The sequence below is a fragment of the Pirellulaceae bacterium genome, assembly GCA_019636385.1.
GTDB lineage: Bacteria > Planctomycetota > Planctomycetia > Pirellulales > Pirellulaceae > Aureliella.
In genome coordinates this window covers 378,208-400,892 of record JAHBXT010000002.1, presented here as the reverse complement: position 1 = coordinate 400,892, position 22,685 = coordinate 378,208, and the positions used below count along the sequence as shown (strand labels likewise).

At 55.5% G+C, this 22,685-nt stretch carries 20 protein-coding genes; 11 read left to right on the top strand and 9 right to left on the bottom strand.

The features are described 5' to 3' along the window. Nucleotides 1-68: 68 nt before the first annotated feature. Nucleotides 69-1,139 (bottom strand): NADP-dependent oxidoreductase, encoded by a 1,071-nt coding sequence (locus KF752_07290; GenBank protein MBX3421346.1) that lies wholly within the window; start codon nucleotides 1,137-1,139, stop codon nucleotides 69-71. 779 nt (nucleotides 1,140-1,918) lie between these two features. On the opposite strand from KF752_07290, the gene KF752_07285 reads away from it, so the two are divergent. From KF752_07285 to KF752_07270, 4 genes are all read left to right on the top strand, one after another. Continuing rightward, nucleotides 1,919-3,427, top strand: a complete 1,509-nt coding sequence (locus KF752_07285; GenBank protein MBX3421345.1) for a sulfatase — start codon at nucleotides 1,919-1,921, stop codon at nucleotides 3,425-3,427. A gap of 331 nt (nucleotides 3,428-3,758) precedes the next feature. Then, complete coding sequence (gene nrfH, locus KF752_07280; GenBank protein ID MBX3421344.1) at nucleotides 3,759-4,253, top strand: cytochrome c nitrite reductase small subunit; 495 nt, start codon at nucleotides 3,759-3,761, stop codon at nucleotides 4,251-4,253. 58 nt (nucleotides 4,254-4,311) lie between these two features. Further along, the gene (locus KF752_07275; GenBank protein ID MBX3421343.1) at nucleotides 4,312-5,946 is read left to right on the top strand and encodes an ammonia-forming cytochrome c nitrite reductase subunit c552; all 1,635 of its coding nucleotides are present in this window, start codon (nucleotides 4,312-4,314) and stop codon (nucleotides 5,944-5,946) included. 208 nt (nucleotides 5,947-6,154) lie between these two features. Beyond that, nucleotides 6,155-6,493, top strand: coding sequence for a transposase (locus KF752_07270; protein ID MBX3421342.1), 339 nt, complete (start codon nucleotides 6,155-6,157; stop codon nucleotides 6,491-6,493). A 458-nt stretch (nucleotides 6,494-6,951) separates the two neighbouring features. On the opposite strand, the gene KF752_07265 is transcribed toward KF752_07270, so the two are convergent. From KF752_07265 to KF752_07245, 5 genes are read right to left on the bottom strand one after another with little or no spacing between them, the layout of a single operon-like run. Beyond that, nucleotides 6,952-8,466: a sulfatase-like hydrolase/transferase gene (locus KF752_07265; protein ID MBX3421341.1), complete on the bottom strand. Its 1,515-nt coding sequence runs from the start codon at nucleotides 8,464-8,466 to the stop codon at nucleotides 6,952-6,954. 39 nt (nucleotides 8,467-8,505) lie between these two features. After that, a complete protein-coding gene (nrfD, locus tag KF752_07260; GenBank protein MBX3421340.1) occupies nucleotides 8,506-9,765 on the bottom strand; it encodes a polysulfide reductase NrfD in 1,260 nt (419 codons plus the stop codon). Between the two features lie 11 nt (nucleotides 9,766-9,776). Then, entirely contained in the window at nucleotides 9,777-10,730 is a 954-nt protein-coding gene (locus KF752_07255; GenBank protein MBX3421339.1) for a 4Fe-4S dicluster domain-containing protein, read from the bottom strand. Next, complete coding sequence (locus tag KF752_07250) at nucleotides 10,723-11,436, bottom strand: hypothetical protein (GenBank protein ID MBX3421338.1); 714 nt, start codon at nucleotides 11,434-11,436, stop codon at nucleotides 10,723-10,725. The genes KF752_07255 and KF752_07250 overlap by 8 nt, the downstream gene beginning before the upstream one ends. Then, the gene (locus KF752_07245; protein ID MBX3421337.1) at nucleotides 11,409-11,840 is read right to left on the bottom strand and encodes an Rrf2 family transcriptional regulator; all 432 of its coding nucleotides are present in this window, start codon (nucleotides 11,838-11,840) and stop codon (nucleotides 11,409-11,411) included. The genes KF752_07250 and KF752_07245 overlap by 28 nt, the downstream gene beginning before the upstream one ends. A 160-nt stretch (nucleotides 11,841-12,000) precedes the next feature. Here KF752_07245 and KF752_07240 point away from each other — a divergent pair, with 160 nt between their 5' ends. Further along, on the top strand, nucleotides 12,001-12,462 hold the full coding sequence (locus KF752_07240; GenBank protein MBX3421336.1) for a GxxExxY protein: 462 nt from the start codon (nucleotides 12,001-12,003) through the stop codon (nucleotides 12,460-12,462). Nucleotides 12,463-12,505: 43 nt separating this feature from the next. On the opposite strand, the gene KF752_07235 is transcribed toward KF752_07240, so the two are convergent. Next, complete coding sequence (locus KF752_07235) at nucleotides 12,506-14,176, bottom strand: alginate export family protein (protein ID MBX3421335.1); 1,671 nt, start codon at nucleotides 14,174-14,176, stop codon at nucleotides 12,506-12,508. A 155-nt stretch (nucleotides 14,177-14,331) separates the two neighbouring features. On the opposite strand from KF752_07235, the gene KF752_07230 reads away from it, so the two are divergent. The 6 genes from KF752_07230 to KF752_07205 all read left to right on the top strand — a co-directional run bounded on the left by KF752_07230 (nucleotide 14,332) and on the right by KF752_07205 (nucleotide 19,539). Further along, nucleotides 14,332-14,601, top strand: coding sequence for a hypothetical protein (locus KF752_07230; GenBank protein ID MBX3421334.1), 270 nt, complete (start codon nucleotides 14,332-14,334; stop codon nucleotides 14,599-14,601). 81 nt (nucleotides 14,602-14,682) lie between these two features. Beyond that, complete coding sequence (locus KF752_07225; protein MBX3421333.1) at nucleotides 14,683-17,052, top strand: molybdopterin-dependent oxidoreductase; 2,370 nt, start codon at nucleotides 14,683-14,685, stop codon at nucleotides 17,050-17,052. Continuing rightward, the gene (locus tag KF752_07220; GenBank protein MBX3421332.1) at nucleotides 17,049-17,861 is read left to right on the top strand and encodes a diheme cytochrome c precursor; all 813 of its coding nucleotides are present in this window, start codon (nucleotides 17,049-17,051) and stop codon (nucleotides 17,859-17,861) included. The genes KF752_07225 and KF752_07220 overlap by 4 nt, the downstream gene beginning before the upstream one ends. 74 nt (nucleotides 17,862-17,935) lie before the next feature. Next, nucleotides 17,936-18,403 carry a hypothetical protein gene (locus tag KF752_07215; protein MBX3421331.1) on the top strand — a complete coding sequence of 156 codons (468 nt, stop codon included), beginning with the start codon at nucleotides 17,936-17,938 and terminating at the stop codon, nucleotides 18,401-18,403. A 631-nt stretch (nucleotides 18,404-19,034) separates the two neighbouring features. Then, on the top strand, nucleotides 19,035-19,220 hold the full coding sequence (locus tag KF752_07210) for a hypothetical protein (protein ID MBX3421330.1): 186 nt from the start codon (nucleotides 19,035-19,037) through the stop codon (nucleotides 19,218-19,220). 25 nt (nucleotides 19,221-19,245) lie between these two features. Next, nucleotides 19,246-19,539, top strand: coding sequence for a type II toxin-antitoxin system RelE/ParE family toxin (locus KF752_07205; protein ID MBX3421329.1), 294 nt, complete (start codon nucleotides 19,246-19,248; stop codon nucleotides 19,537-19,539). Nucleotides 19,540-19,584: 45 nt separating this feature from the next. On the opposite strand, the gene KF752_07200 is transcribed toward KF752_07205, so the two are convergent. Together KF752_07200 and KF752_07195 are read right to left on the bottom strand one after the other, a co-directional pair. Then, nucleotides 19,585-19,923: a DUF4870 domain-containing protein gene (locus tag KF752_07200; protein ID MBX3421328.1), complete on the bottom strand. Its 339-nt coding sequence runs from the start codon at nucleotides 19,921-19,923 to the stop codon at nucleotides 19,585-19,587. Nucleotides 19,924-20,052: 129 nt separating this feature from the next. Continuing rightward, nucleotides 20,053-22,623, bottom strand: coding sequence for a DUF1553 domain-containing protein (locus tag KF752_07195; protein ID MBX3421327.1), 2,571 nt, complete (start codon nucleotides 22,621-22,623; stop codon nucleotides 20,053-20,055). Between the last annotated feature and the right edge of the window lie 62 nt (nucleotides 22,624-22,685).

Sequence of the window (22,685 nt, the reverse complement as noted above, 5' to 3'; positions counted from 1 at the left end):
ATCGCAGATCACCCAGCTTGACCGACGTCGTGGGCAAAGTGACCAGCGAAGTTTTATCTTAAGGCTTCTTATTCCTTGGCAACCTCTAGCACCAGCTTGCCGAAATTTTGTCCAGTGAAGAGCTTCAGCAGCGTGGCGGGGAACGCTCGCACTCCGCCTTCAACCACATCCTCGCGGCTCTTCATGCGGCCGTCTTGCAGGTAGCCAGCCATCTCGGCGATCGCTTGCGAGTAGCGATCGGCATAGTCGAACACGACCATGCCTTCCATCCGCGCTCGGTTGACCAGCAGCGACAGGTAGTTCTTCGGCCCCACCACGGCACCGCCGACGTTGTTGTACTGGCTGATTGCGCCGCAAATGACGATGCGCGCCTTGCGATTGATACGTGTCAGCGCCGCATCCAGGATGTCGCCACCGACGTTGTCGAAGTAGATGTCGATTCCATTGGGGCAATGTTGCTTTATGCCTTCTCGTACCGCGTCCCAGCGCTCGGCACCGGGGGGCGCTGGGGCCTTGTAGTCAATACAGGCATGCAGGCCCAACTCGTTCACGACCCATTGGCACTTGGCTGGACCGCCAGCGATGCCAACAGTCCGCAGACCCTTGATCTTGGCCAGTTGCCCTACCGTCTGGCCCACCGCACCTGCAGCGCCCGAGACTAGCAGCGTCTCGCCGGCTTTGGGCTGGCCGATATCGGTAAGCCCGAAGTAGCCCGTCATTCCGGGCATGCCCAGCACATTCAGCCACTGGCTGACCGTCCCTAGACGCGTGTCGATGTGTGCCAACCCCGAGTGCTTGAGCCGATCGGGGGCGATGTTCCAATACTCCTGTACACCGGGGCCGCCGGTGACCATGTCACCTTCCTTGTAACTTGGGTGTTTTGACGCGATGACGATGCCGACACCGCCCGCGCGCATCACCTCGCCCAGGCCAACAGGTGGGATGTAGCTCTTACCTTCGTTCATCCAGCCGCGCATGGCCGGGTCGAGCGACAGAGCCAGCACCTTCACCAGTAAACCGCCTTCGACCGGCTCGGCCACCGGCTCCTCGGTGAATTGCCAGTTGGCATCGGTGGGCAACCCGGTCGGTCGAGCGGCCAAGCGGACTTGGTGGTTGACGAGAGTGGCAAGCGTAGTCATCGAGGCGGTCCTTGGTTTGATCAAAGGCAACACCGCAAAATCGCGGCATCATCGGTGTTCACTGAAAACGAATTGAACTGATCATCAAAACGTGAGATTGTAATCCCAGACCCACCGATTGGCAGCGGGCTGGCTGCTCGCTAGACCTTTCTTGAGCGGGTTACCCTCTGAATTCACGCTGGTTAGTTAGAGCAGGATGCCTAGATCGAACTTTCGAGGGAGCAGTCGAATAGGCTGTCGCAGTTCAACTGTTACCCGTCGAATTGCAACGGCTACCGAAACATCCGGTAAAGCTTCATGTCTTGCTGGTAAAATCCCGTGGTTGAAGTGACGGGTATTACGTATTGGATTGTGGACGAGGATATAGCGGAACGGCACAAGCCGTTCGGTACCTTGCGGATAAAGTGCCCGCCTTGCGGACGTCAGAACCGGACGGCTCGCGCCCTAACGCATACAAGAAAAAGCAATTTACCATCATGTACTCGGACCCGCTCGCGTACTTCATAACTTGGACATGTTACGGCACGTGGCTACCAGGGTACTACACTCGATAGGCACCAGCGCGACGCGAAATCCGATGTGTTGGCGGTTGATTGGAGGCAGCGATTGACGCATGACTTCAAGTGTACCGAAGAGTACACTATTTTCATCACATTCGCACCGGACCTGGGTCTTAGAATCATTCCCTTTTGGTGGTAAAGTCGATCGTCTCTCGTTCGATCATCCCGTCAACACACGCTTCCAACATCCACTGAACAATCCAAGTCAAGACAGGAATCATGATTAGAGCATACCAGTTGGCGGCAAATCTCTTGTTGAATTGGTCACAGTGGATTGCCTGTGCATCGGGATTGTGGGTTGTCCTTCCTGAGTCTTTGGCTGGAGAGCGTCCACCGAACGTAGTCCTGATCTTGGCAGACGATTTGGGCTGGAGTGACCTAGGCTGTTACGGTAGCGATCTTCACCAAACTCCGCGACTGGATGAACTTGCGACACAGGCGGTACGTTTTGCTCAAGCGTACTCTGCCTCGCCGGTATGCACTCCAACCAGAGCATCCATCCTTACGGGACGTCATCCAGCGCGATTGCACATGACCATCTGGCGCGAAGCGTCCCAAGATCGCGGCACTCGCCAGCTACTGGAACCCGTTACCCTCGCCGACCTGCCTCATTCGGAGATCACTCTGGCCCAGCGACTGTCAAGTATGGGCTATCGCACGGCTCACGTTGGCAAGTGGCACTTGGGTGGCGAATTGGCCTATCCCGAAACCCACGGCTTTCAGTGGAACATCGGTGGTACCGGTTGGGGTGCCCCGGCCAGCTACTTCTATCCGTTTCGAGGCGATCAACACTTTAAGAATTTTCGATACGTGCCAGGGTTGGAGCCGGGAAAGGAAGGTCAGTATTTAACCGACCGATTGACGGACAAAGCGATTGAAGTCATCGATCAGTGTAACACGCAGCCCTTCTACCTGAACTTGTGGTACCATGCCGTGCATACGCCCATGGAAGGTAAGCCAGATTTGGCTGCCAAGTACGAAGCGCTCATCCAGCCACATCACCGGCATCGACACGCCCACTACGCGGCCATGGTTGAGACACTCGACAGCAATGTAGGTCGGGTCATAGACCACCTGCGCCTCCGCAATCTTTGGGAGCACACGATCCTGATCTTCTTGTCAGACAATGGCGGATTTATCAATGGAGATCGGTTGCGGGGCGGCATTCCAATAACCGACAACTCTCCTCTACGCAGCGGCAAGGGATCCTGCTACGAAGGAGGTATCCGCGTCCCCATGATGATCTACTGGCCCACAGTCAGTCAGCCGGGACTGGTGAGCCAGGTTCCAGTTACCACTTGCGATCTATTCCCCACGCTGTTGACCGGCATCACTGTCGATCGCAATACCAAAGGTACAGAAGACCGACCGTCGAACAGCGGAGTTGATTTTGAGCGTGCTGGTGGCCAGAAGCTTGTATTGGATGGACAGGACATCCGCTCGACCCTAGACGGCAGCATGGCTGATAGCCTCCGCCGATCACTTTACTTCCACTTTCCGCACTATTACCCAACCACGACGCCGGTCAGCGCGGTGCGACAAGACGACTGGAAGCTCCTGTATTTTTACGAGAATCAGACGTGTGAACTGTACAACCTGCGCACCGATCCCGCTGAGTCTACCAATGTTGCTGACAAGTATCCACAACGTACCGAAGAACTACGAAACGATCTGGTTGCCTGGCGTGTGCGCTTAAACGCACAGCTGCCCGAACCAAATCCCAACTAGGCCAGAGTTGTTTCGACCAGTTGGGTCAGGTGTGCGCGGGTCACCAATATAGAAGCTGAACGACATCCACTCCTGACAACTTAGGTAGAAATTGCAGCTTCCAAAGTTTACCTGTGACAATCCGGCACAGCAGCCGACATGCGACCAAAGTGCGCAACCGAATGAAGTTTTATTCACAGACGATTTACCGACGTTCCACAGCGCGGTACGCTCTTAGTTGCTGTTTGCCAACGGGATTAAGGTGGATTTAAGAACAGCGCTTCGCGGCGCGAAGCGTTTCCGGTTTTGGCTGGTTTGATTTTCGAGGTTGGCTCGCAATTGGATTAGATAAATGAGCGACCTGTCGCCTGAGTCTGTAGTACGGAATGCCCGAGGGCATTGGCGTTGGCAGGTATGGCTGTTGGCCTGTGCACTCGGTTCGATGATCGGCTTGGGCGGCTTTACGTTCGAATATGGTGGAGGAGCGTCGTATCTCTCCAACGATCCAGTCGCCTGTAAGAATTGCCACATCATGCAAGGACATTTCGACTCGTGGCAAAAGTCGAGCCATCATGCTGTGGCCACCTGCAATGATTGCCATCTGCCGCATGATTTCTTGGGCAAGTGGTTCACAAAGGCCGATAACGGCCTGTTGCATTCGTGGGCTTTTACTACCGGCGATTTCCATGAGCCGATCCAAATCAAGCCACGCAATCGTCTGGTTACGCAAGGTGCCTGCCTGCACTGCCACAGAGAGCTAGTACACCACATGCTTCCGACTGGGCCATACGCTGATATGCTCGACTGCATCCACTGCCATGCTGCGGTCGGTCACGCCCATCGCTAGCCAGCCAGCACAAAACCATTGAACCAACTTTTCCATCCAAACGAGGAAGCGCACGGCCATGTCCGAAACGGCTCGAACCACTAGTCGACTTAGCCTACTGCCCCTTTTTCTGGCGGTTGCCTTCACCGCTCTAGGAACGGCTGGCATCGCCTGGGTATTGGTGAATATGCATGGTCACAAGCAGGAAGCTGGCCGGGCCTTTGCGCGGGTCGTGGAATTGACCGAAATCAGTACTGACCCAGCTCCCTGGGGCCTGAACTTTCCGCACCATTTCGATCAGTACAAGAGTACGGCTGGCGACCGCTTTCACGGTGGTTCGGAAGCCATGCCCGACAGTAAGCTTGAAAAGAGCCCCTGGCTCAAGCGCTTGTACGCTGGCTACGCTTTCGCGCTCGACTATCGTGAAGCTCGCGGACACGCATACATGCTGTACGACCAAGTCGTCACCAAGCGCGTCAATGAGCGTCCGCAAGCCGGAGCATGTTTACATTGCCATGCTTCGCCCATCGTGTTGTATCGCAAGGTTGGCCTACAGTCGCTGGGGATGCCACACGACGACGAGGCTTTGGCCGAACAATTCAATATGCCAGCCATCATGAAAGGTTTTGAAGTGCTCAGCACGAAGCCCTATCACGAAGTACTGGAGATGCTCACGCAAGTGCCCGATGGCACTCCAACCGCCCAAGCTGGGCAGGTCTTTGAATCGCCACCGGTCGGTGGCTTTGAGGGGCAGCCGCCACCCGGGCATTTTGAGATGAGTCAAGCACATCCGGTAGGTTGCATCGACTGCCACGATCCGCAGACGATGGCGCTGCGTATTACCCGACCCGGCTTCATGACCGGCATCGCTGTGCTGGCCAGCAGCGATCAACCCTTGCCGCACATGCCTAGCGTCGATCGTTGGCGACGCGGCGATCGTAGCTCAGACTATGATCCCAACGTACTGGCTACTCGTCAGGAGATGCGCAGCTTCGTGTGCGCTCAGTGTCACGTCGAGTATTATTGTGCGACCAAAGATGTGCTCGAGTTTCCATGGCAGAACGGGCTGAAAGCAGAGCAGCTTGAACAGCACTGGCAGGACAAGAAATTCCCTGACGGATCTGCGTTTTTCGATTTTATCCACACCGAAACTGGTGCCCCGCTATTTAAAGTGCAACACCCGGAATTCGAGTTATGGGCGCAGGGAACGCATGCAGCGGCCGGAGTCAGTTGTGCCGACTGCCACATGCCCTACGAACGCGTTGGTGCCATGAAGAACAGCAATCACAACGTGCGCAGTCCGCTGGACAACATCAATCACGCCTGTCAGAATTGCCATCATGTGCCTGAAGCGCAGTTACTGGCCCGCGTGGACTTGATCCAGCAGCGCACGCTGGAGTTGATGGAGCGTTCGGCGGGCGCGATGGTGCAGATGTTAGACGCCATCCAGGAATGCAGACAAGCTGGTGCCACGCCAGAACAATTGCAGGCAGTCTTCGCACTGCAGCGAAAGTCGATGTGGCGTTTGGACTACATCAGCAGCGAAAACTCGCGCGGCTTCCACGCGGCGCAAGAGGCTGCTCGAATCCTGGGCGAATCTATCGACTACAGCCGCCAAGCCGAGGTCGCAGCGCTGCGACTGAAGTTCGATTTGTCAGCCCCCCCAACGGCCAACTCCAGCCCGCCTGCTGGCGACGAAGGGGCTCAGCCGTAATCCGAATACCGCAGTGCCCCTTCGTTTAACGTGTTAGCCCAAGCTGTCAGCGGAAGGCTGGCAACTACGGGCGAGTTGCATTACAGCTCGCTGGATACAACCGAATCGAAATCGCTAGCGCGAGCTGCGGCTAGAGCAGACCTCGAATTGATGTAGCGTCGGATGTAGCGGATTTGCTTTAATACATTTTGCCCAAGGAGGTGGCCAAATGCGTGCTTATTCGATGGATTTGAGAATTCGTGTACTCAAGGCCTGTGATTCAGGGTTGGGAACGACGGAAGTTGCCGAATTGTTTGACGTGTCGACCGCTTGGATTCGAAGGCTCAAGCAACGCCGTCGTGAAACAGGTCAAATCGGTGCTCGTGAGCAAAGACACGGCCCGCTTCCCAAACTACACGGACACGAAGAGGAGCTCGTGAGAATTGTCGAGGAACAGCCGGATCGAACGGCCAAGGAAATCGCGGCATTACTTCCGCTTTGCATCTCGCATCAAACCGTCGACCGCTTTGTTCGTCGTTTGAACTATCGATTTAAAAAAAGACATTGACGGCGGCCGAGCAGCAGCGGCCTGATGTAGCAGAGAAGCGGCTGCGATGGCGTCGTTCGGTGCCACACCTGGACGCAAGGCGATTTGTCTTTCTGGATGAGACTTGGGCAAAAACAAATATGTCACGCTTGCGAGGTAGAGCCCTCCCGGGCAAGCGAATCATCGAAATGATCCCCCACGGCCATTGGAAAACCACGACTGTATTGATGGGACTACGATCCGAAGGAATCGTATCTCCATTGGTCATTGATGGGCCGGTGAACGGTTCGGTCTTTCTAGCTTGGATAAAACAGCAGTTCTGCAAAGAGCTTCGCTATAAAGACATTGTCGTCATGGACAATCTCTCGGCGCACAAAGTCGCCGGAGTCGTCGAAGCCATCGAGTCGGTTGGCGCCGAGGTTCGCTACCTTCCCCCATACTCGCCCGACCTGAACCCGATCGAAAATCTCTACAGTAAACTAAAGTGGCTGATTCGAAGCGAGGCGACCCGGACCGTCCAAGCCCTCTGGAACGCAGTTGGCAAACTGGTCGACCGATTCCATCCGAAGGAATGCCTCAACTACATTATCCATGCCGGATATCGCCTGAAGAATACAGCCGCTACAACTACTTGAGGTCTGCTCTAGGCGGTGCATGAGTTCTGCCCGTTTCTCCGGATAGTCGGTAGCCACGTTGCGGGTCTCACTGGGATCATTGCTGATGTTGTACAACTCGACTCGCTCGGCCTCCTGATCGCTGTCGGAAAACTGAATCAACTTCCAATCTCCGACTCGCAACACCAACGCTCGAAATGCCGGCGTTACCGAGTACAGGGCACGCTGAGTCAGGAACTGGTCACTGTCTCCACGTCCGACGACTGCCGGCCAGATGTCGGCACCATCCCAATTCAAAGCTGCTGATGCGCTATAGCCGGCCAACCTACAGAAAGTGGGCATCCAATCAGTGATATGCACTGGTGTGTGACAGACGGATCCGGCGGGTATTACCGAAGGCCAGGCGACCAAGGTAGGTACCCGAGTACCGCCTTCGTAGCCATCGCCCTTCTTGCCTCGTAGCGGGCGGTTGTTGCCTGGCAATTTGCCTGAGGGATAGTCATCCGGCGGATAGTCTTGGCCATGATTCTCGGCGTTGCTGGCACCGTTGTCACTGGTGAAGACGATCAGCGTCTGCTGCGTCTGCCCCTTGTCCTGGATGGCTTGCATAATTTTTCCAACCGCCTCGTCCAAATGAATGATGCTGGCTGCATAATGCCTAGCAACCCGTTCGGTAATCGCGGCCGGCACTCGTAACAAATACTCATCCGGCTCCTTGACTGGCAAATGCACGGCGGTAAACGGCACATACAACAAGAACGGAGCCTCGCCGCTGCCAGCGATCCACTGAAGTGCCTCGCGCGTAATCAAGTCGGTGACATGGCCGGATTCGTCGATCAATTGGCCGTTGCGATGCCAAGTCCGCTGGTAGATGCCACGCTTGTACGAGTGGTCGTAGGGACCAACTCCGCCACCCAACGAACCATAGCTGTGGTCGAAGCCGAAATGTTGTGGTCCCCACTGCGGCAACGAGCCTAAATGCCATTTTCCGGCAATGCAGGTCTGGTAGCCGCATGCTTTCAGGGCCTTCGGCAATGTCACGGTTTCAAAGGGGAGTGCGCGAGTTGCCTGCGGCTGCGTCACACCATAGCGGCTCCAGTAACGCCCGGTCATCAGCCCGGTACGCGTTGGGCTGCAAACGGGTGCGACGTAATGCTGCGTCAACTCGACCCCCGCCCCGCGCAGGCGGTCTAGATTGGGCGTGGCAACATTGCCTCCGTGGAATCCAACATCGGCCCACCCCAGATCGTCCGCCATGATAAACACGATATTCGGCTGGGACGATTGAACTGCTTCTGCGCAGCAGGTGCGGCCAGGTTCATTCAGTCCCATCAGTAGGATGCATAATGACAAACAGCACATTACTATGTGTTTAAACATTAAGTCACTCTTTCGAATAACGGTGGCACACATCAGCACTCAATGCTCGGCCAGCGTCCGACGAAAGACGGCGATCGCCAGCTTCAATAATACGGTCAAGATCATCAGCCCCAATGCCCAGATGCCTACGCTGACCTTCCATTCGGTCAGACTCGGCGTGTACTCGACGATCTCGTGCAGCGTACTGGGAATGAAGCCGGGCACGACCAAGCCCATGCCCTTTTCAATCCAGGCGCCTACGAAGGCCAGACAACAGGCTATCCAGCGCACCATGGGACTTGAGTAAATCCACGGAGACAGAAATAGCCCGGCGGCCACGAGGTCAAAGGCGATGGCGGTCCAAATCCAGGGTACCAGCGCAGAATGTCCGTGCAATCCAAAGAACAGATAGCGCGCCGCAGCGGTATGCGCGCCGCCCGAATAGAACTCGGTGAACACCTCCGACACCACCATTAGCAAATTGACCAGCACCGTCACGCGCACGATGCCGATCAGCACGCGAGCAGGCCCCTCATCCAAGCGAATTCCAGCCGTCCGCTGGATGACTTGAAATAGAATCAGTATTAAAGCTGGCCCAGCCACAAAGGCGCTGGCCAAAAAACGTGGTGCCAACAGTGCCGTATTCCAAAACGGTCGCCCCCCCAATCCGCTGTACAGGAAAGCGGTCACCGTATGAATGGAAATTGCCCAAAAGATCGACACCATCACAAAGGGTATGTACCACGTCTTGTTGGGCGTTCGCCCCAAGAACCGCATGTACATCAGATATCCACAGATGTGCATGTTTAGCAGGAGGTAGACGTTCAGCACGATGACATCCCAGGTGAGCATTGACATGGGCCAATTGAACCGCCCAATACCGGGGATTAAGTGCCAAAACCTTTCGGGGCGCCCGAGATCCACCGTCACAAACAGCAAGCACATGACAATGGCGGCGATAGCCAATATCTCGCCGACAATCACCACATCGTGCATCTTGCGATCGTGGTACAGATAGGCCGGAATGACCATCATCACCCCGCCGGCCGCCACACCAACCATGAAGGTAAAATTGGCGATATACAATCCCCAACTCACATGGTCGGTCATGTTGGTGACAATCATGCCGTCGTGGACCTGAACAGCCCAGGCATTGGCCCCTACCAAGGCAACGGCGGTGAGCGCAAACATCCAAACATAGAACAGCAGATTGCCGTTGGTGGCTTCATCTATGCCCCACAGAATGAATTTGGGGTAACTGCGCACCACATGCTGGGCGTCTGCCGGCGTGATGTTGGTGACGGAAGTCCCTGACGACATGGCAGTTCTTTTCAGTCAAAGAAATAGAAAAAACTGGGCCGAGTTCCCAAGTCTTCTTTCAGCACAAACACGCGTTTGTGCTGGAGTATCCAATTGATGCTGGAGTCGGGGTCATTCAAGTCGCCAAACACGCGGGCTCCGGTCGGACAGGCCTCCAGGCAGGCTGGCAATCGCCCCTGGCGCGTGCGATGCAGGCAGAAGTGGCATTTTTCCATGGTGCCCTGAGGTCGCACGCGGTTGGACAAGTAGCCTTGATCGGGATTGATTTCGTCGGCTGGAATCTGTGGTGCTTCCCAATTGAAGCGACGTGCGTGGTATGGACAGGCGGCTTCGCAATAACGACAGCCAATGCACCAGTTGTAATCGACCACCACAATACCATCCTCTTCCTTCCACGTCGCTTCGACCGGGCAGACGCTAACGCAGGGTGGATTGTCACACTGCTGGCACTGGACCGGCATGTAATACTTGTCCGGCTTGGGCACCGTACCCTCATAGGTCGTCGTGCCATGCTCCATGTCCATCGTACCTTTGGACATCTCCAACACGCGAATATAGGATTGCTGTGTGCCACGATGATGATTATTCTCCTTTGCACAGGCCTCCATGCACTTGCCGTTTCCGTTGCATTTGCTGAGGTTGATCGCATAGGCAAATTTCACACCTGGAATCGGGCGCGGATCGGAGATGGTCACCTCGGCACCGTAACGCTGCTGGGTTTCATCCTGCAATCGCGCAAAGATTTTTTGCTTATCATCTTCGCTCAGCTCCTTGTAGTGCCGTTGCAGGAACTCTTCGATCGACACGTTCTCCGGAATCGTCCACAACGGGGAGATAGCTTTGCCAAAGGCAGCCAGCCCTAGCGCTGCTCCGGCCGCTTTAAGGGCCACTCGCCTGGACGACATTTGTCCAACTATCGGCAGCTGAATGGGCTCAGCTTGCTTGGGTGATGTCTGGTTAGTCATGCGATCCGCCTCCAGGCCTGGCGCTCGGACCGGATAGAAATCGATCTTGAGGCTTAAAATCGGTCTGCATCTTGGGAAATTTCGGATGGTGCGGCGGGTGGCAGTCGATGCAATGGTTTTTGTACTGCGGTCCTCGGCGACGATCCCAATAGCCGTTCATGCCACCATGTACACCATGCTGGTATTCGCGCAATTGCTGGCCATGACACTGGCCACACAGTTGCATGACGTCTGGCAGCGGTATCGGCGTGCCATCGGCTAGCCGCAGCGTCTGGTAATCGCTGGGATTGTGGCATGACAGACAACTGACGCTGCCGTGAGCTACGCTGACGTCGCGATGAAACTCCCTCAAGTCGCTAGCGGCGCGGATTTCAAAATTCGGCCTGCGGTTGGCGTGACAAACGGAACACTGCGCCGTTATCGAGTCGTCAGCACGTGTGCCCGCCTGGATGTTCAGCGCCAAAGTGGTGGGAAGCTGATTGATTATGACGGGATGCAATCCGTCATTCGGCTCCGCCTGGCTGGAGCCTTGCGCCCACTGATAGCCCGACGGTGGTGGATTGTGGCTCTGTTCAGTCGCTGTACCAACCCGCCAGCGTAACACCGCCAGCATACTCAACGTTAACACAATCACCAACAAGACCGGACTGGAAACATTACCTGTCGCATGCGACAGCGTTAGGAAGTTACGCGAGGAAAAGCGCACGACGATATACTCCGCTTGGTCCTGGCCAATTCTGAAATAGTTACCCTGCCAAATGCGTCTTCGACCCGTTGTGCCGCCTCATCCAGCAGTCGATGCAGCGGGCACAATTGAACATGCCCGGGAATGTCTAAGGGACAACGCTTGATGCGCGGAATCGTGTCGACAGCCTCGATGACTTCCAACGTCGTCAATGTTGCCGGATCACGAATCAGTCTATAACCGCCTCCTGGTCCGCGCTTGGGCTCGACGATACCTGCTTGGTCCAAGGCGCTCAGCACCTTGTGCAGGTAATCGACTGGCACGGCCACCGCCTCGGCAATTTCTTGCCGACTGACAACCGAGTCCTGGGACCCAGCCAAAAATACGATGGTACGCAGAGCATATTCGGCAGTCGTAGAGATCATACACTTTATTTGTAGACGTTGCTATCTACATTTCCGTAAAGAGAAAACGCAAATTCTATCGCATCCGCCCGTTCGTGTTAGGCCGGACATGGCATTTGGTCGCGAATCTGACGAATGGGCATTTCAGTTGAGGTTGGGAGCGCCATGAGGAAGAGCGGATATGGGCAAGACGAAGGAAGAGATTGAAGCCGTTACCAAACAGCTTGTGGATTCAACGCTCACCGTGCATCGTGCGTTGGGCCCGGGACTATTGGAATCGACTTATCAGACAGGTCTGGCCTTCGAGCTACGCAGCCGCAGGATCGAGGTTCAATGCAAAGTCGAATTGCCGGTTATCGTCAAGGGCCTGGACATCGAGACAGAGAATCGCAGCGGCATGCTGGTCGCGGGATGCATCCTTGTTGAAAACAAATCTGTGCCGTCTCTGGCACCAATCCATGAGGCCCAGTTGCTGACGTATTTGAGGGTTTCTGGTCGCCGGCTTGGCTTCCTGGTCAACTGGAACTCGCCCCTGATCAAAGACGGCATCAAACCAATGGTGAACAAACTGTTGGAAGGAGTCTCATGGCGGAGCCCGTCACGACAACAACCACCCTTTGCGAACTTCGCGCCTTCGCGGTGAATAAAATTCTGAATCGTCAGCATGGCATTGGTGCCCACCTGATTCAGTAGGCAATAGACCACTGCGTATACAGAAAATTGGCGTCGCTACTGGTCGGCACGCCTGGTGTTCGCGAGTAATACGCTCCGGACCAGAAGTAGGAGAAGCCGACCTGCAGTTGTTGGCGAGGTGCGATGGCATAGATACCTAGCAGGTCCAATTCATGGCCCAAGTCGCGGCTGCCCGGTGCATTACCTGGATTAAACGGGGTCATGACGACTGAGTAAGGCGTGTCGTTGCCATTGACTAGCCAGAAGTAATGATACCAGACGATCATATTCAGCTTCTTGGTTGGCTTGCAGGTCAAGAGTGCATTAGCATCGCCCAAATTGCGGCGACCATAGAGGTCCATCAAGCCGTTGTAGCGGTGGGCCAGCGGGAATAGATGGTGGTAGCCATTGCCGGCGCCACGTGCGTCGTCACCGGACGCCCAGTCAAAGTATAGCCACAGGATCGGATTCGTCTCAGAGGCACTCAGCTTGTGACCCGCACCGATGGTAAAGGCACCAGCATCATGGTCGGAGCCATCGGTGTTACGCCCGCCTTGGTAGGCACCTTCAAGATCCCATAGAAAATCACCGCTGCTGCCATTCCAGCGCGAGCCAAGTGTATTGATGTCGTAATCATTTGCGCCAGTATGGTTTAAATATCGCAAAGCATACAGGTCAATGGTCTCGTTCTTACGAGCTGTGCATGACGTATACAATCCCATAAACTCTTGATCCAAGGTCGGCGAGTCAAAGCGCTGGGCATCGGGAAATACCGGGTTGGTCCAAAATCCATCCACAGTTAAGGTTTTAGTTTTGGCAGTCGCGCGATATCCGTCAAAGGTTCGTCGCGTATTGGCCCAGTCCAAAGGCGAAATGACGCGTTGATCGCCAAATAGCAATTCTTGGCGGCCTGCACGAGCGGTCAGGGACTTATCACCATTAGACCATAACCGAGCATCGACAAATAAATTCAACATGTCGTACTCGTTGACTTCGATTCCTCGCGGATTGAAATTCTCGAAGTCGCTGCGCGCGTCAATCATTTCGGCAAATACGCGTAGATTTTCGGTGGGCTCGAAGTTTCCATACAACCGACTGCGACGCAATAAAAAATCATCGTCGTTGCCGGTTAACCCCAAGCCGCGCATATTGTTTTCACTGTGATAGCGCAGTCGATATTCGCCACCAATGTCGTAGCGACCGTTATGCAACAATGGACGGCGCTTGAGCCCATCACCCAGTTGGTAGCCGCGATAGGCCGGGTCAAGCACGTAGGAGAAATCGTTCAGATAGTAGACTGGCTTGTGAGCCGTCGCCACCTTTTTCTTCAACTCCTCCTGCTTCTTTCGGGCATCCGCAGCAGCTTTGGCCTTCTTTTGGGCTTCAGCCTCTGCATCCTCCGTGACTTGACCCGGGACAATCGAAGCGGCTCCCGCAACTCCTTCAGCGTTCGACGAACCTGCAGCCTGCGACGGCATATCCAAGGCGATGCTGTTAATGTCAGCTATCTCACCAACTGCGGTGGCGGTAGTAACCTGCGTTTGCCCCCTGACCGGCACAATGGGGCTGATTGCCAGCGCTATAATTGCCCCCAAGCCGCTCCCAAACGACCATAGCCATGGTTGACAATGCCGCTGAACGCGGATTGACTGGGTATTGTACCTGGGGAGACGTCGCGCTGGCATTGCTGAAGTACGTCCTTAAATTGTAGACTAATAGGTCATGATTTAGCTAGTGTCGGCCTACCGACAAACAGTGTCTGACTGAAATGCGTACTGCCAGGCGCTGACTGCGCAATAGTTGTGCCGCGAACAATTGATACTCTTTGTGAAAGAATGACATGATTAGCAGCTTGGTCATTCGCTTTGAATCTGTCAGCCTGCTCCAACAGGCTCGGTCAGTCCTGCTTCAGACGGATCATTGTGACCCCGGGCAGCCGGTCGCGGGTACCGCTCTGCCAATGGTCTGCGAGGCGGCCGATCGCCAGGAAATGCAGGGACTACACGATCGCTTGCGTGAACTGCCAGGCGTGATGTCAGTGGATGTGGTGAGCGTTTTCTTTGAACCTGCGGATACATTTCCGCAGACGGATGATATCCCCGCGAGGTAACCAATGAATACCAGTCCAATGGACCGCTCAGCATTCACGGCATGGGAGCGACGACAATTTCTAAAGTCCTCGGCGCTCAGCATGGCCACTGCGGCTGCCGCCAGCGGCAGTTTGTCGGCTGCTCCGATACTGCCCATCTTGGAGAGCAATTCAACAGCCGACGGGCAGAGCGATATTCAGTGGGATAAGGCACCCTGCCGCTTCTGTGGTACTGGCTGCCATGTGCAGGTCGGTGTGCAGGCTGGCCGAGTGGTTGCCATTGCCGGTGACAAGGACGCTGAGGTCAACCGCGGGTTGCTGTGCGTCAAAGGGTATCACGTCGGCGGAATCTTGTACGGCAAAGACCGATTGACTAAGCCTCTGTTGCGACAGGGTGACAGCTATCAAGCGATTTCCTGGGACCGAGCACTGGACATCATCGCCGATCGCATCCAAGCCGCACCGGCGCGGTTCGCCTTCTACGGTTCCGGTCAATGGACTATTCCCGAAGGCTATGCCGCCCAAAAGTTTATGAAGGCCGGGCTGTCCAACAACCACATCGACCCCAACGCGCGACTGTGCATGGCCTCGGCCGTCACCGGCTTCTTAGCCACTTATGGCGTCGACGAACCGGCTGGCTGCTACGACGACTTGGACCATTGTGATGTACTGATCATGTGGGGCAACAATCCGTCGGAAATGCATCCTGTGCTGTTTTCTCGCGTTATCAATCGTCGTAGTCAAGGCCAGCAAGTTACGCTGATCGACATCGGCACCCGCCGCACGCGTACCACCGAGCACTGTCAGCACTACCTGGAAATGAAAGGTCATGGCGACCTAGCCATCGCCAACGGCATCGCCCACCAGCTTATTAAGCACGGCACCTACAGCCGCGCGTTTGCAGAGTCTTACTGCAACTTCAAAGCGCCTGACGACAACAATCCCAATCTCCACGGCCAGTCGATCTCGTTTGAAGAGTATCGACGGCGCGTCGAGTACTACACGCCGCAGAAAGTGGAAGAATTGTCGGGTGTGCCCGCCGAGAAGATCGTGATGCTGGGAGAATTGTTCGGCAATCCAGCCCTGAGAATTACTTCGCTGTGGTGCATGGGAGTCAACCAGCATACGCGAGGAACCGCCATCAACAACTTGATTCACGGGATTCACTTGCTGAGCGGACATTTTGGCCGACCAGGGGATGCTCCCACGAGCCTGACTGGACAACCCTCAGCCTGCGGGACCGCGCGCGAAGTCGGCACACTAGCGCACGCTTTGCCCGGTGGTCGGCTAATCGCCAACGCCCAGCATCGCCAGCAATGCGAGCAGATGTGGAATGTGCCCGAAGGTCGCATCAACCCCAAGCCGGGCTTCCACACCGTGCAGATGTGGGAGAGCTTCTGTACGCCCACCGAGCAAGGCGGAGAAATCGGGACGCTGTGGGTCCAGGTGACTAACCCAGGTCAGTCACTGCCGAATCTGAACAAGCTGTTCAACCCCAAAGCCAATCTGGCCGACAAGTTTTTGATCGTCAGCGATGTCTACCCCACCGCTACCACGCGGCTGGCCGACTTGATCCTGCCGTCAGCCATGTGGGTCGAAAAGAACGGCATGTTTGGCAACTCCGAACGACGCACCCAGCAGTGGTTCAAACAGGTCGAGCCACCCGGCGAGGCACGTGATGACTGCTGGCAAACCATCGCCGTTGCACACCGGCTGTATCAGCGCGGCATGGAAGGCATGCGCAATCGCGAGGGCGGCTTTTTGTTTGAAATGACCGACGACAGTGGTCGCATCGTACCCGTTTGGCAATGGGAACATTATTACGACATCAACGTGGACGAGCGACTGTTTGAGGAGTACCGCCCGTTCTCGCGCATGAAGCACAAGGACCTGGCACCCTACGCAGAATATGTCAAGGCACGCGGACTGCGTTGGCCGGTCATCGAAAAGGACGGCCAGTGGCAGGAAACTCGCCTGCGATTCTCCGAAGGTTTTGATCCCTACGTTGCGGCAGGCAAAGGCATTCAGTTTTATCACTCTAGCACTAACGATGATCGTGCTCAAATCTGGTTTCATCCCTGGGAGCCGCCGGCAGAAGTGCCCGACCAGGATTATCCGCTGATGTTGTGTACGGGCCGCGTGTTGGAACACTGGCACACCGGCACCATGACGCGTCGCGTTCCACAGCTTAGCCGTGCCATGCCCGGAGCCTACTTGGAAATCCATCCAGACGACGCTCGTGCGGCGAATTTATCCAATGGCGACTGGGTTCAAGTACAATCGCGGCGCGGCTCGCTGAAGATCCAAGTCTGGATCAACGGTCGTGGTTATCCACCGCCGGGAACTGTGTTCATTCCGTTCTTCGACGAGACATTGTTGGTCAACGACCTGACATTGGACGCAGTGGATCCATTTTCCAAAGAGCCCGACTACAAGAAAAGTGCCGTACGAATCGCTAAGGTGTCGTCATGAACCGGAGCGAACAGAGCGGCCTGCGATGGATACTGGCAGCCACGGTCATGTCGTTGGCTGTCGTCGGCTATTTTACCGGCCTGCAATCTCCCATGCACCGCTACGAGACTGCGCTGGAGTCCGGCCCAGCAGCGGCTACCGTCATAGACAGACCAATCGCCACCACGCCGCTGAACTCGATAGTTGACAGCGTTGTACCTGCGACACACTATAGCCAAATGTCGCTGCTGACGCGCTCGCGCCGTTCACCACCTGCGAACTTCTCCGAGCTGCAAACTGCCAGGTCGCTTAACGAAACGATCACGATTGAACCGACTGACAAGGTCGCTGCACTGGCGCAGCGAAGCGCCAATCGGGCATTCAACGGTGCACCGCCCACCGTGCCGCATCCGATCGACCAACTCTCATCAGCCGCCTGTATTGCTTGCCACGGAGCTGGTCTGAGCCTATCCACGGTGCGTGCCTCGCAGATGTCGCATCCCTACTTGGCAGGCTGCACTCAGTGCCATGTCGAGCACAATCCGCAGCACCTGCCGCCGAATCTGTTTGGTGAGACAACCTTCGTCGGACTACCAGCGCCCAGCGGTGGCCCTCGCGCCTATCCCGGTGCTCCGCCGCAGATCCCGCACGCCACCTGGATGCGCCAGGATTGCCTGAGCTGCCACGGGCCGGGTGCGCTGCTTGGATTGCGGACCACACATCCTTGGCGTCAAGAGTGCCAGCAGTGCCACGCGCCAGCGGCGACTTTTGAGCAGGTAAAACTCAATCCCCAGCCAGCTTTCCTCGAACCCCCTAAGGTTATTGATTGATGAGTCTGCCATGTCCACCGTCTAGAGACGGTAGCTACAATTGGCTTCTTCAACCCGCGTAAGGTAATCCACTGATGAGCCAACCACAACTGAGCCGCCGCGATTGGTTCCGCTTACGATTATCCGATAGCGATAGCGAGCCAGCCATCACTGTGGATTCGGATTCCGATCGGCAAGGCATCGCCTCCAGTCGCCATGGTCTGCAACCACTGGAGCAACCGCCCAATCACGATGGCATGGACCTCTCGCAACTACCACCGATCAGTCAAGCGCTGATAAACGGTCAAGAGCTTGAGGATCTTTTCAATGACATCCCAAGCCTGGCCACCAACGTCACCTTGTTAGCCCCCGGGCTATTGAGCGACACTTCTTCAGAGCACCGTACAGCCTCGCCGCAACATCTGCAATTAGCGCTCGCCGGCCTGCTTGGCGGACAACTTCAGCGCCTGCAAATACGTTACACCTGGCAGTCCGCCCACTGGATTGACACCCTGGAAACCAAACCCGACGGCTACCGCCTCATCCGCATCTGTCATCGCTGAGCTACTTACGTCATGTCCCTACAGGACAGGTGCTGCGCTGGATCAAGCGGGCTTGCTACCAATATTGTGCCCCTACGGGAGGATTCGCTACCCCGTAGGCGTGCAATATTGGTAGAAACCATAGTCCATTGCGCTGAAGATTAGTCTTGCAGGGACGAGATGCGGGTTATTAACGCTCGTTCCCAGAATGACCGCAACACACCCCATGACCGGGAACCGTAAATTGCGCTTCCGCTCAAAGCAACAGGTCGGTTTCGCGGACAGAACATCGTCTCACAACTGAGCTGTCTGAGGCGGTGTTCGGGATCGAACAACGGCACTTCCTATTTCAGGCAGCGTTCTTCATGCTGTTCAGACTGCCTATTACACTCTGATGGATAGTTGGTTCCGCCCCTTCAGCGGGCCGGGGCCATCATTCTGACAATTGACACCAGCGGCTTGCGTTTGTGGTATTCCAATTTCAAGCGGATAGGTCGAAGAATAGTGGTGTACGGTGAGGGTACAAGAAGCAGGCGTTCAATTGTAGGACCCGCCCTGCCATAATGGAAATGTAAAGCGAGGAAACCGTGTCGACCGCTTTGTCACCAGAGAACAAGCCGTTATCTCCAGGCTAGTCGCAGATGGGATTTTCGTGAATCGCCAACAAGCGCTTGACGTGAGTGTGGCGCTGCTGCGCAAGAGAAATGAGTTGGTACAACGGATTGCCGAGGGACGCCGTCAATGGGACGCTGGGGGATTCGTCGAATTTGACGATGAGTCCCTCTTGGAATACCTCATTCAGCTGAAAAGCCGCTCGAAGGGCAAATCGAGTTTGTGATAAAAGGCTTGATCGACTTGCCAGAATCGCACTGAACGATCTTGAGTCGATTGCGATCGGGGCTTCTAACGACGTCGCCGCAGCGACCATCCCTGACCGGCTCTTTGATACCTTTCAGCTAATTGCCGAGCATCCGGAAATCGGAACTTGGCGAAACGACTTGGGAGCTGAGGTGCAAGTGTTTACACCTCAAAATCCGGCATGCAACTATCTTGTATTCATCTACACTATCCCGAAAGGAGTAGCAATCGCCGGAATTGTGCATGGTGCCAGAGACTGGAATTCGCTGTTTCAGTCCGATGAACGAATTGCGAGGTAAGAATAATTGGAGAGAGCTTCGCCGCCTAACTGAAGTTCCCCTGACTCACTTGACCAATTGCAACATGCCTGGATAGGTCCAAAGCACTCCGTTGTTGGCTTTGATGCCGCCGATGATCGGGAAAACGATCCCCACGATCATCAATGCGAAAAACAGGAACAGACCTACGAACACAAAGGTGAGCAGGAACGCAACCAAACTGTAGATCAACATGCTGATCAAAAAGTTCAACACCATTTTTCCGTGAGCTTCGATCTCCGGAAAATCTTCTTTTTTCAATTGCCAGATCAGGATCGGAGCGATGAGCCCTGCAAATGGAACCACGTACCCCAGGAAAACTGAAAAGTGAATGAGCATGGCCCATGTTTGCGAATTGGAATTCATAGCCTAGCACCTGAGTTCGAGGACGACGCAACCCATCTGGGATAGTAACGCGACTGTTGGGTAATCTGAACTCGTCTGAGTCTACCAATGAGGCTGGCTAAATCAAGGGTTACAAGGAGGAGCCTGTGTTTAGTCGAGGTACGCAAATTCATTGACGTTTAGGATGGCACGTGACAGTTCGCCCCATCCGGATCGATTCAATAATGGCAGACACTGCTCCACTTCGGCAACCGTTGGAGACCTCTGCAATGTCCACCGGAAGAGTTGCTCCAATCGCTGCAGGTCGCTGCCTTGGATGGCGTTCAGTCTCTGCTCAAGTTCGCGAGCAGCGGCGGAAGATAGTGGCCCGTTCAGCATGACCAAAGCTTGTGGAGCGACGACGGAACTGCGGCGTCTGGCACACGGCACCGAGTTTTCCGGTTGATCAAAGGCTTCCATGAATGGCAGCCGCGTGTTTCGCTTCTGAACTAGGAAAATACTACGGCAATATTGCTGCTGGGCCGGCGATGGATACCAGCCTTTGACTTTCAACTCGTTGTCGTCCAGAAAGGCAGGATTGGCTTCCAACACCTCACGTGGGAGATCGGGCCACATCGGCGGTCCATCCAGCTTGTCGGTCAGAAGCCCCGAAACGCTTAGCACAGCATCTCGCAACTGTTCTGCCGACAGCCTCCTCGGACGACGTACCAGGGGGGCCAGTTCATCGGACGGCTGACTGTAATGTGCCACCTGCTGATAGTGAGCACTGAGCACGATCGTGCGAATCAACCGCTTGAGCGACCACCCTTGCTCGACAAATTCAGCAGCCAACCAGTCCAGCAACTCAGGTTGGTCCGGCGGCAGGCCGGAAAGACCGAAGTCGTCCGGTGTGCGCACTATCCCTTCGCCAAACAGGTTCTGCCAAACGCGATTGACGATCACTCGGGCCGTGAGTGGATTTTCATTGGAGACAATCCATTCGGCCAGTGTCAATCGCCGTCCCGAACTGGCTGCCCGCAACGGTTTGACGACAGAAAGTGGGTTCGGGTTCAATGCAGAAAATACACCGGGTAGTACCGGTTGCCGAGGTGATTTGTAGTCGCCTTGATTCAGCACATAAGTCATCGGCATTTGGCTGGACTCAATCATCAACATGGCGGTTGTCTCTTTGAGACGGCGCTGCCGGAGCGCATCTAATTCGGTTTGCAGAGCTTCCATTTGCTGCCTTTCCGACTGGTTAGCCGCCGCCATCAATTCTTTTTCACTGAGTTCTGATGCCGCAGTGCTGTCATCTGCGGAGTTTGAATCAGCAGTGTTCGAACTCGATAGCACGGTGGCTGACGTATCGGACTCGACCTGCCTGACGCGCCGAGTAATCATTTGCACCAGGGCCTTTCGCGACTGGTCTAGTTCCTCAGCCTGCGTATCCAGTGGCTTGTTATGCTGCGCAATCGCCTGCAATTGTTCCGGAAGATCAATGGGCAAGTCATCTGCAAACTGCACGCCCGCAAAAAAAGCCCGCAATCGAAAATAGTCTTCGTGCGAAAGCGGATCAAACTTGTGATCATGGCATCGACAGCAGGAGAGCGTCATTCCTAATAGGGCGCTACCTGTCGTCTCCACCAAATCAGTCAATAATTCGTCGCGACTTCGATCCTGTTCATTGAACAACCCCGCAGCATTGTCGTGCGGTCCCATCCGCAGAAATCCGGTGGCAATCAGTCGGTCCTGCTCGCGGGGTGTTTGCGGCGGCCCCTCCAACAATTCATCGCCAGCCAACTGCTCGCGGATGAACTGATCCAACGGCTTATCGGCATTGAGTGAACGAATCACGTAATCACGAAACCTCCAGGCTTGAGGCCGGAATTCGTCCCAATCAAAACCGTTGCTGTCGCTGTAGCGGACGGCGTCTAACCACCAGCGTCCCCAGTGCTCGCCAAATCGCGGTGATTCGAGCAATTGGTCGACCAACCGCTGAGTATCGTCTGCTGCAGTGCCCTGTACGAACTGCTCGACTTGCTCGATCGTAGGCGGCAAACCTGTCAGATCGAAAAACAGTCGCCGCGCCAAAGTGCGGCGATCTGCAGACTTCGGTGGCACTGCCCCCATGGCTTCCAGCGCTGACAACGGAAAACGATCCAGATCACCACGAATCCAATCAAGCTGCCGAACTGGTGGCAAGCTAGATCGCTGAATTGGCCTGAACGACCATAGCTCCAGCCGCTCGCCGCCAAACAGCCGAACAATCGGGTTGCGAGGGTCGGTCCACGCGTCGCCCAGATGCTCGGCAGCCGGCGTTTCTGACTCCGTCATTTCACGATTCTGCGACGTATCGTTCAACGGGTTGTGAGCCTGTGCATCGTCGGGCTCCTCCCAAACTGCTCCCATCTGCACCCATTGCTTAAGGAGAGCGATCTCGCTCGCACTGAGCGGAAGCTTGGGAGGCATCTCCAGATCATCTTCACCCAAGATCGACCTGATCAGCCACGACCGATGGGGGTGCATCCTATCAATGGCCGAGCCGCGGTCCCCGCCGGTCAGTAGAGCTTCCATTGAATCGACTCGTAATCCCGATTCGGCCTTCTCCGGCCCATGACAGGACATACAACGGCTACGCAACACAGCCAGGGCTTGTCGCCCGATGGCTAACACACGACTCCTATCTTCCGATGGCGCTGGATCGCGAATCTGCTCATCCGCCAGTCCGACTGTTGGGCTCAAGAGCGCAGCTGCGACGGCAAGTATGATCCCTCTGAAAGCCAGCCCGCCATGCTCCCACCGAT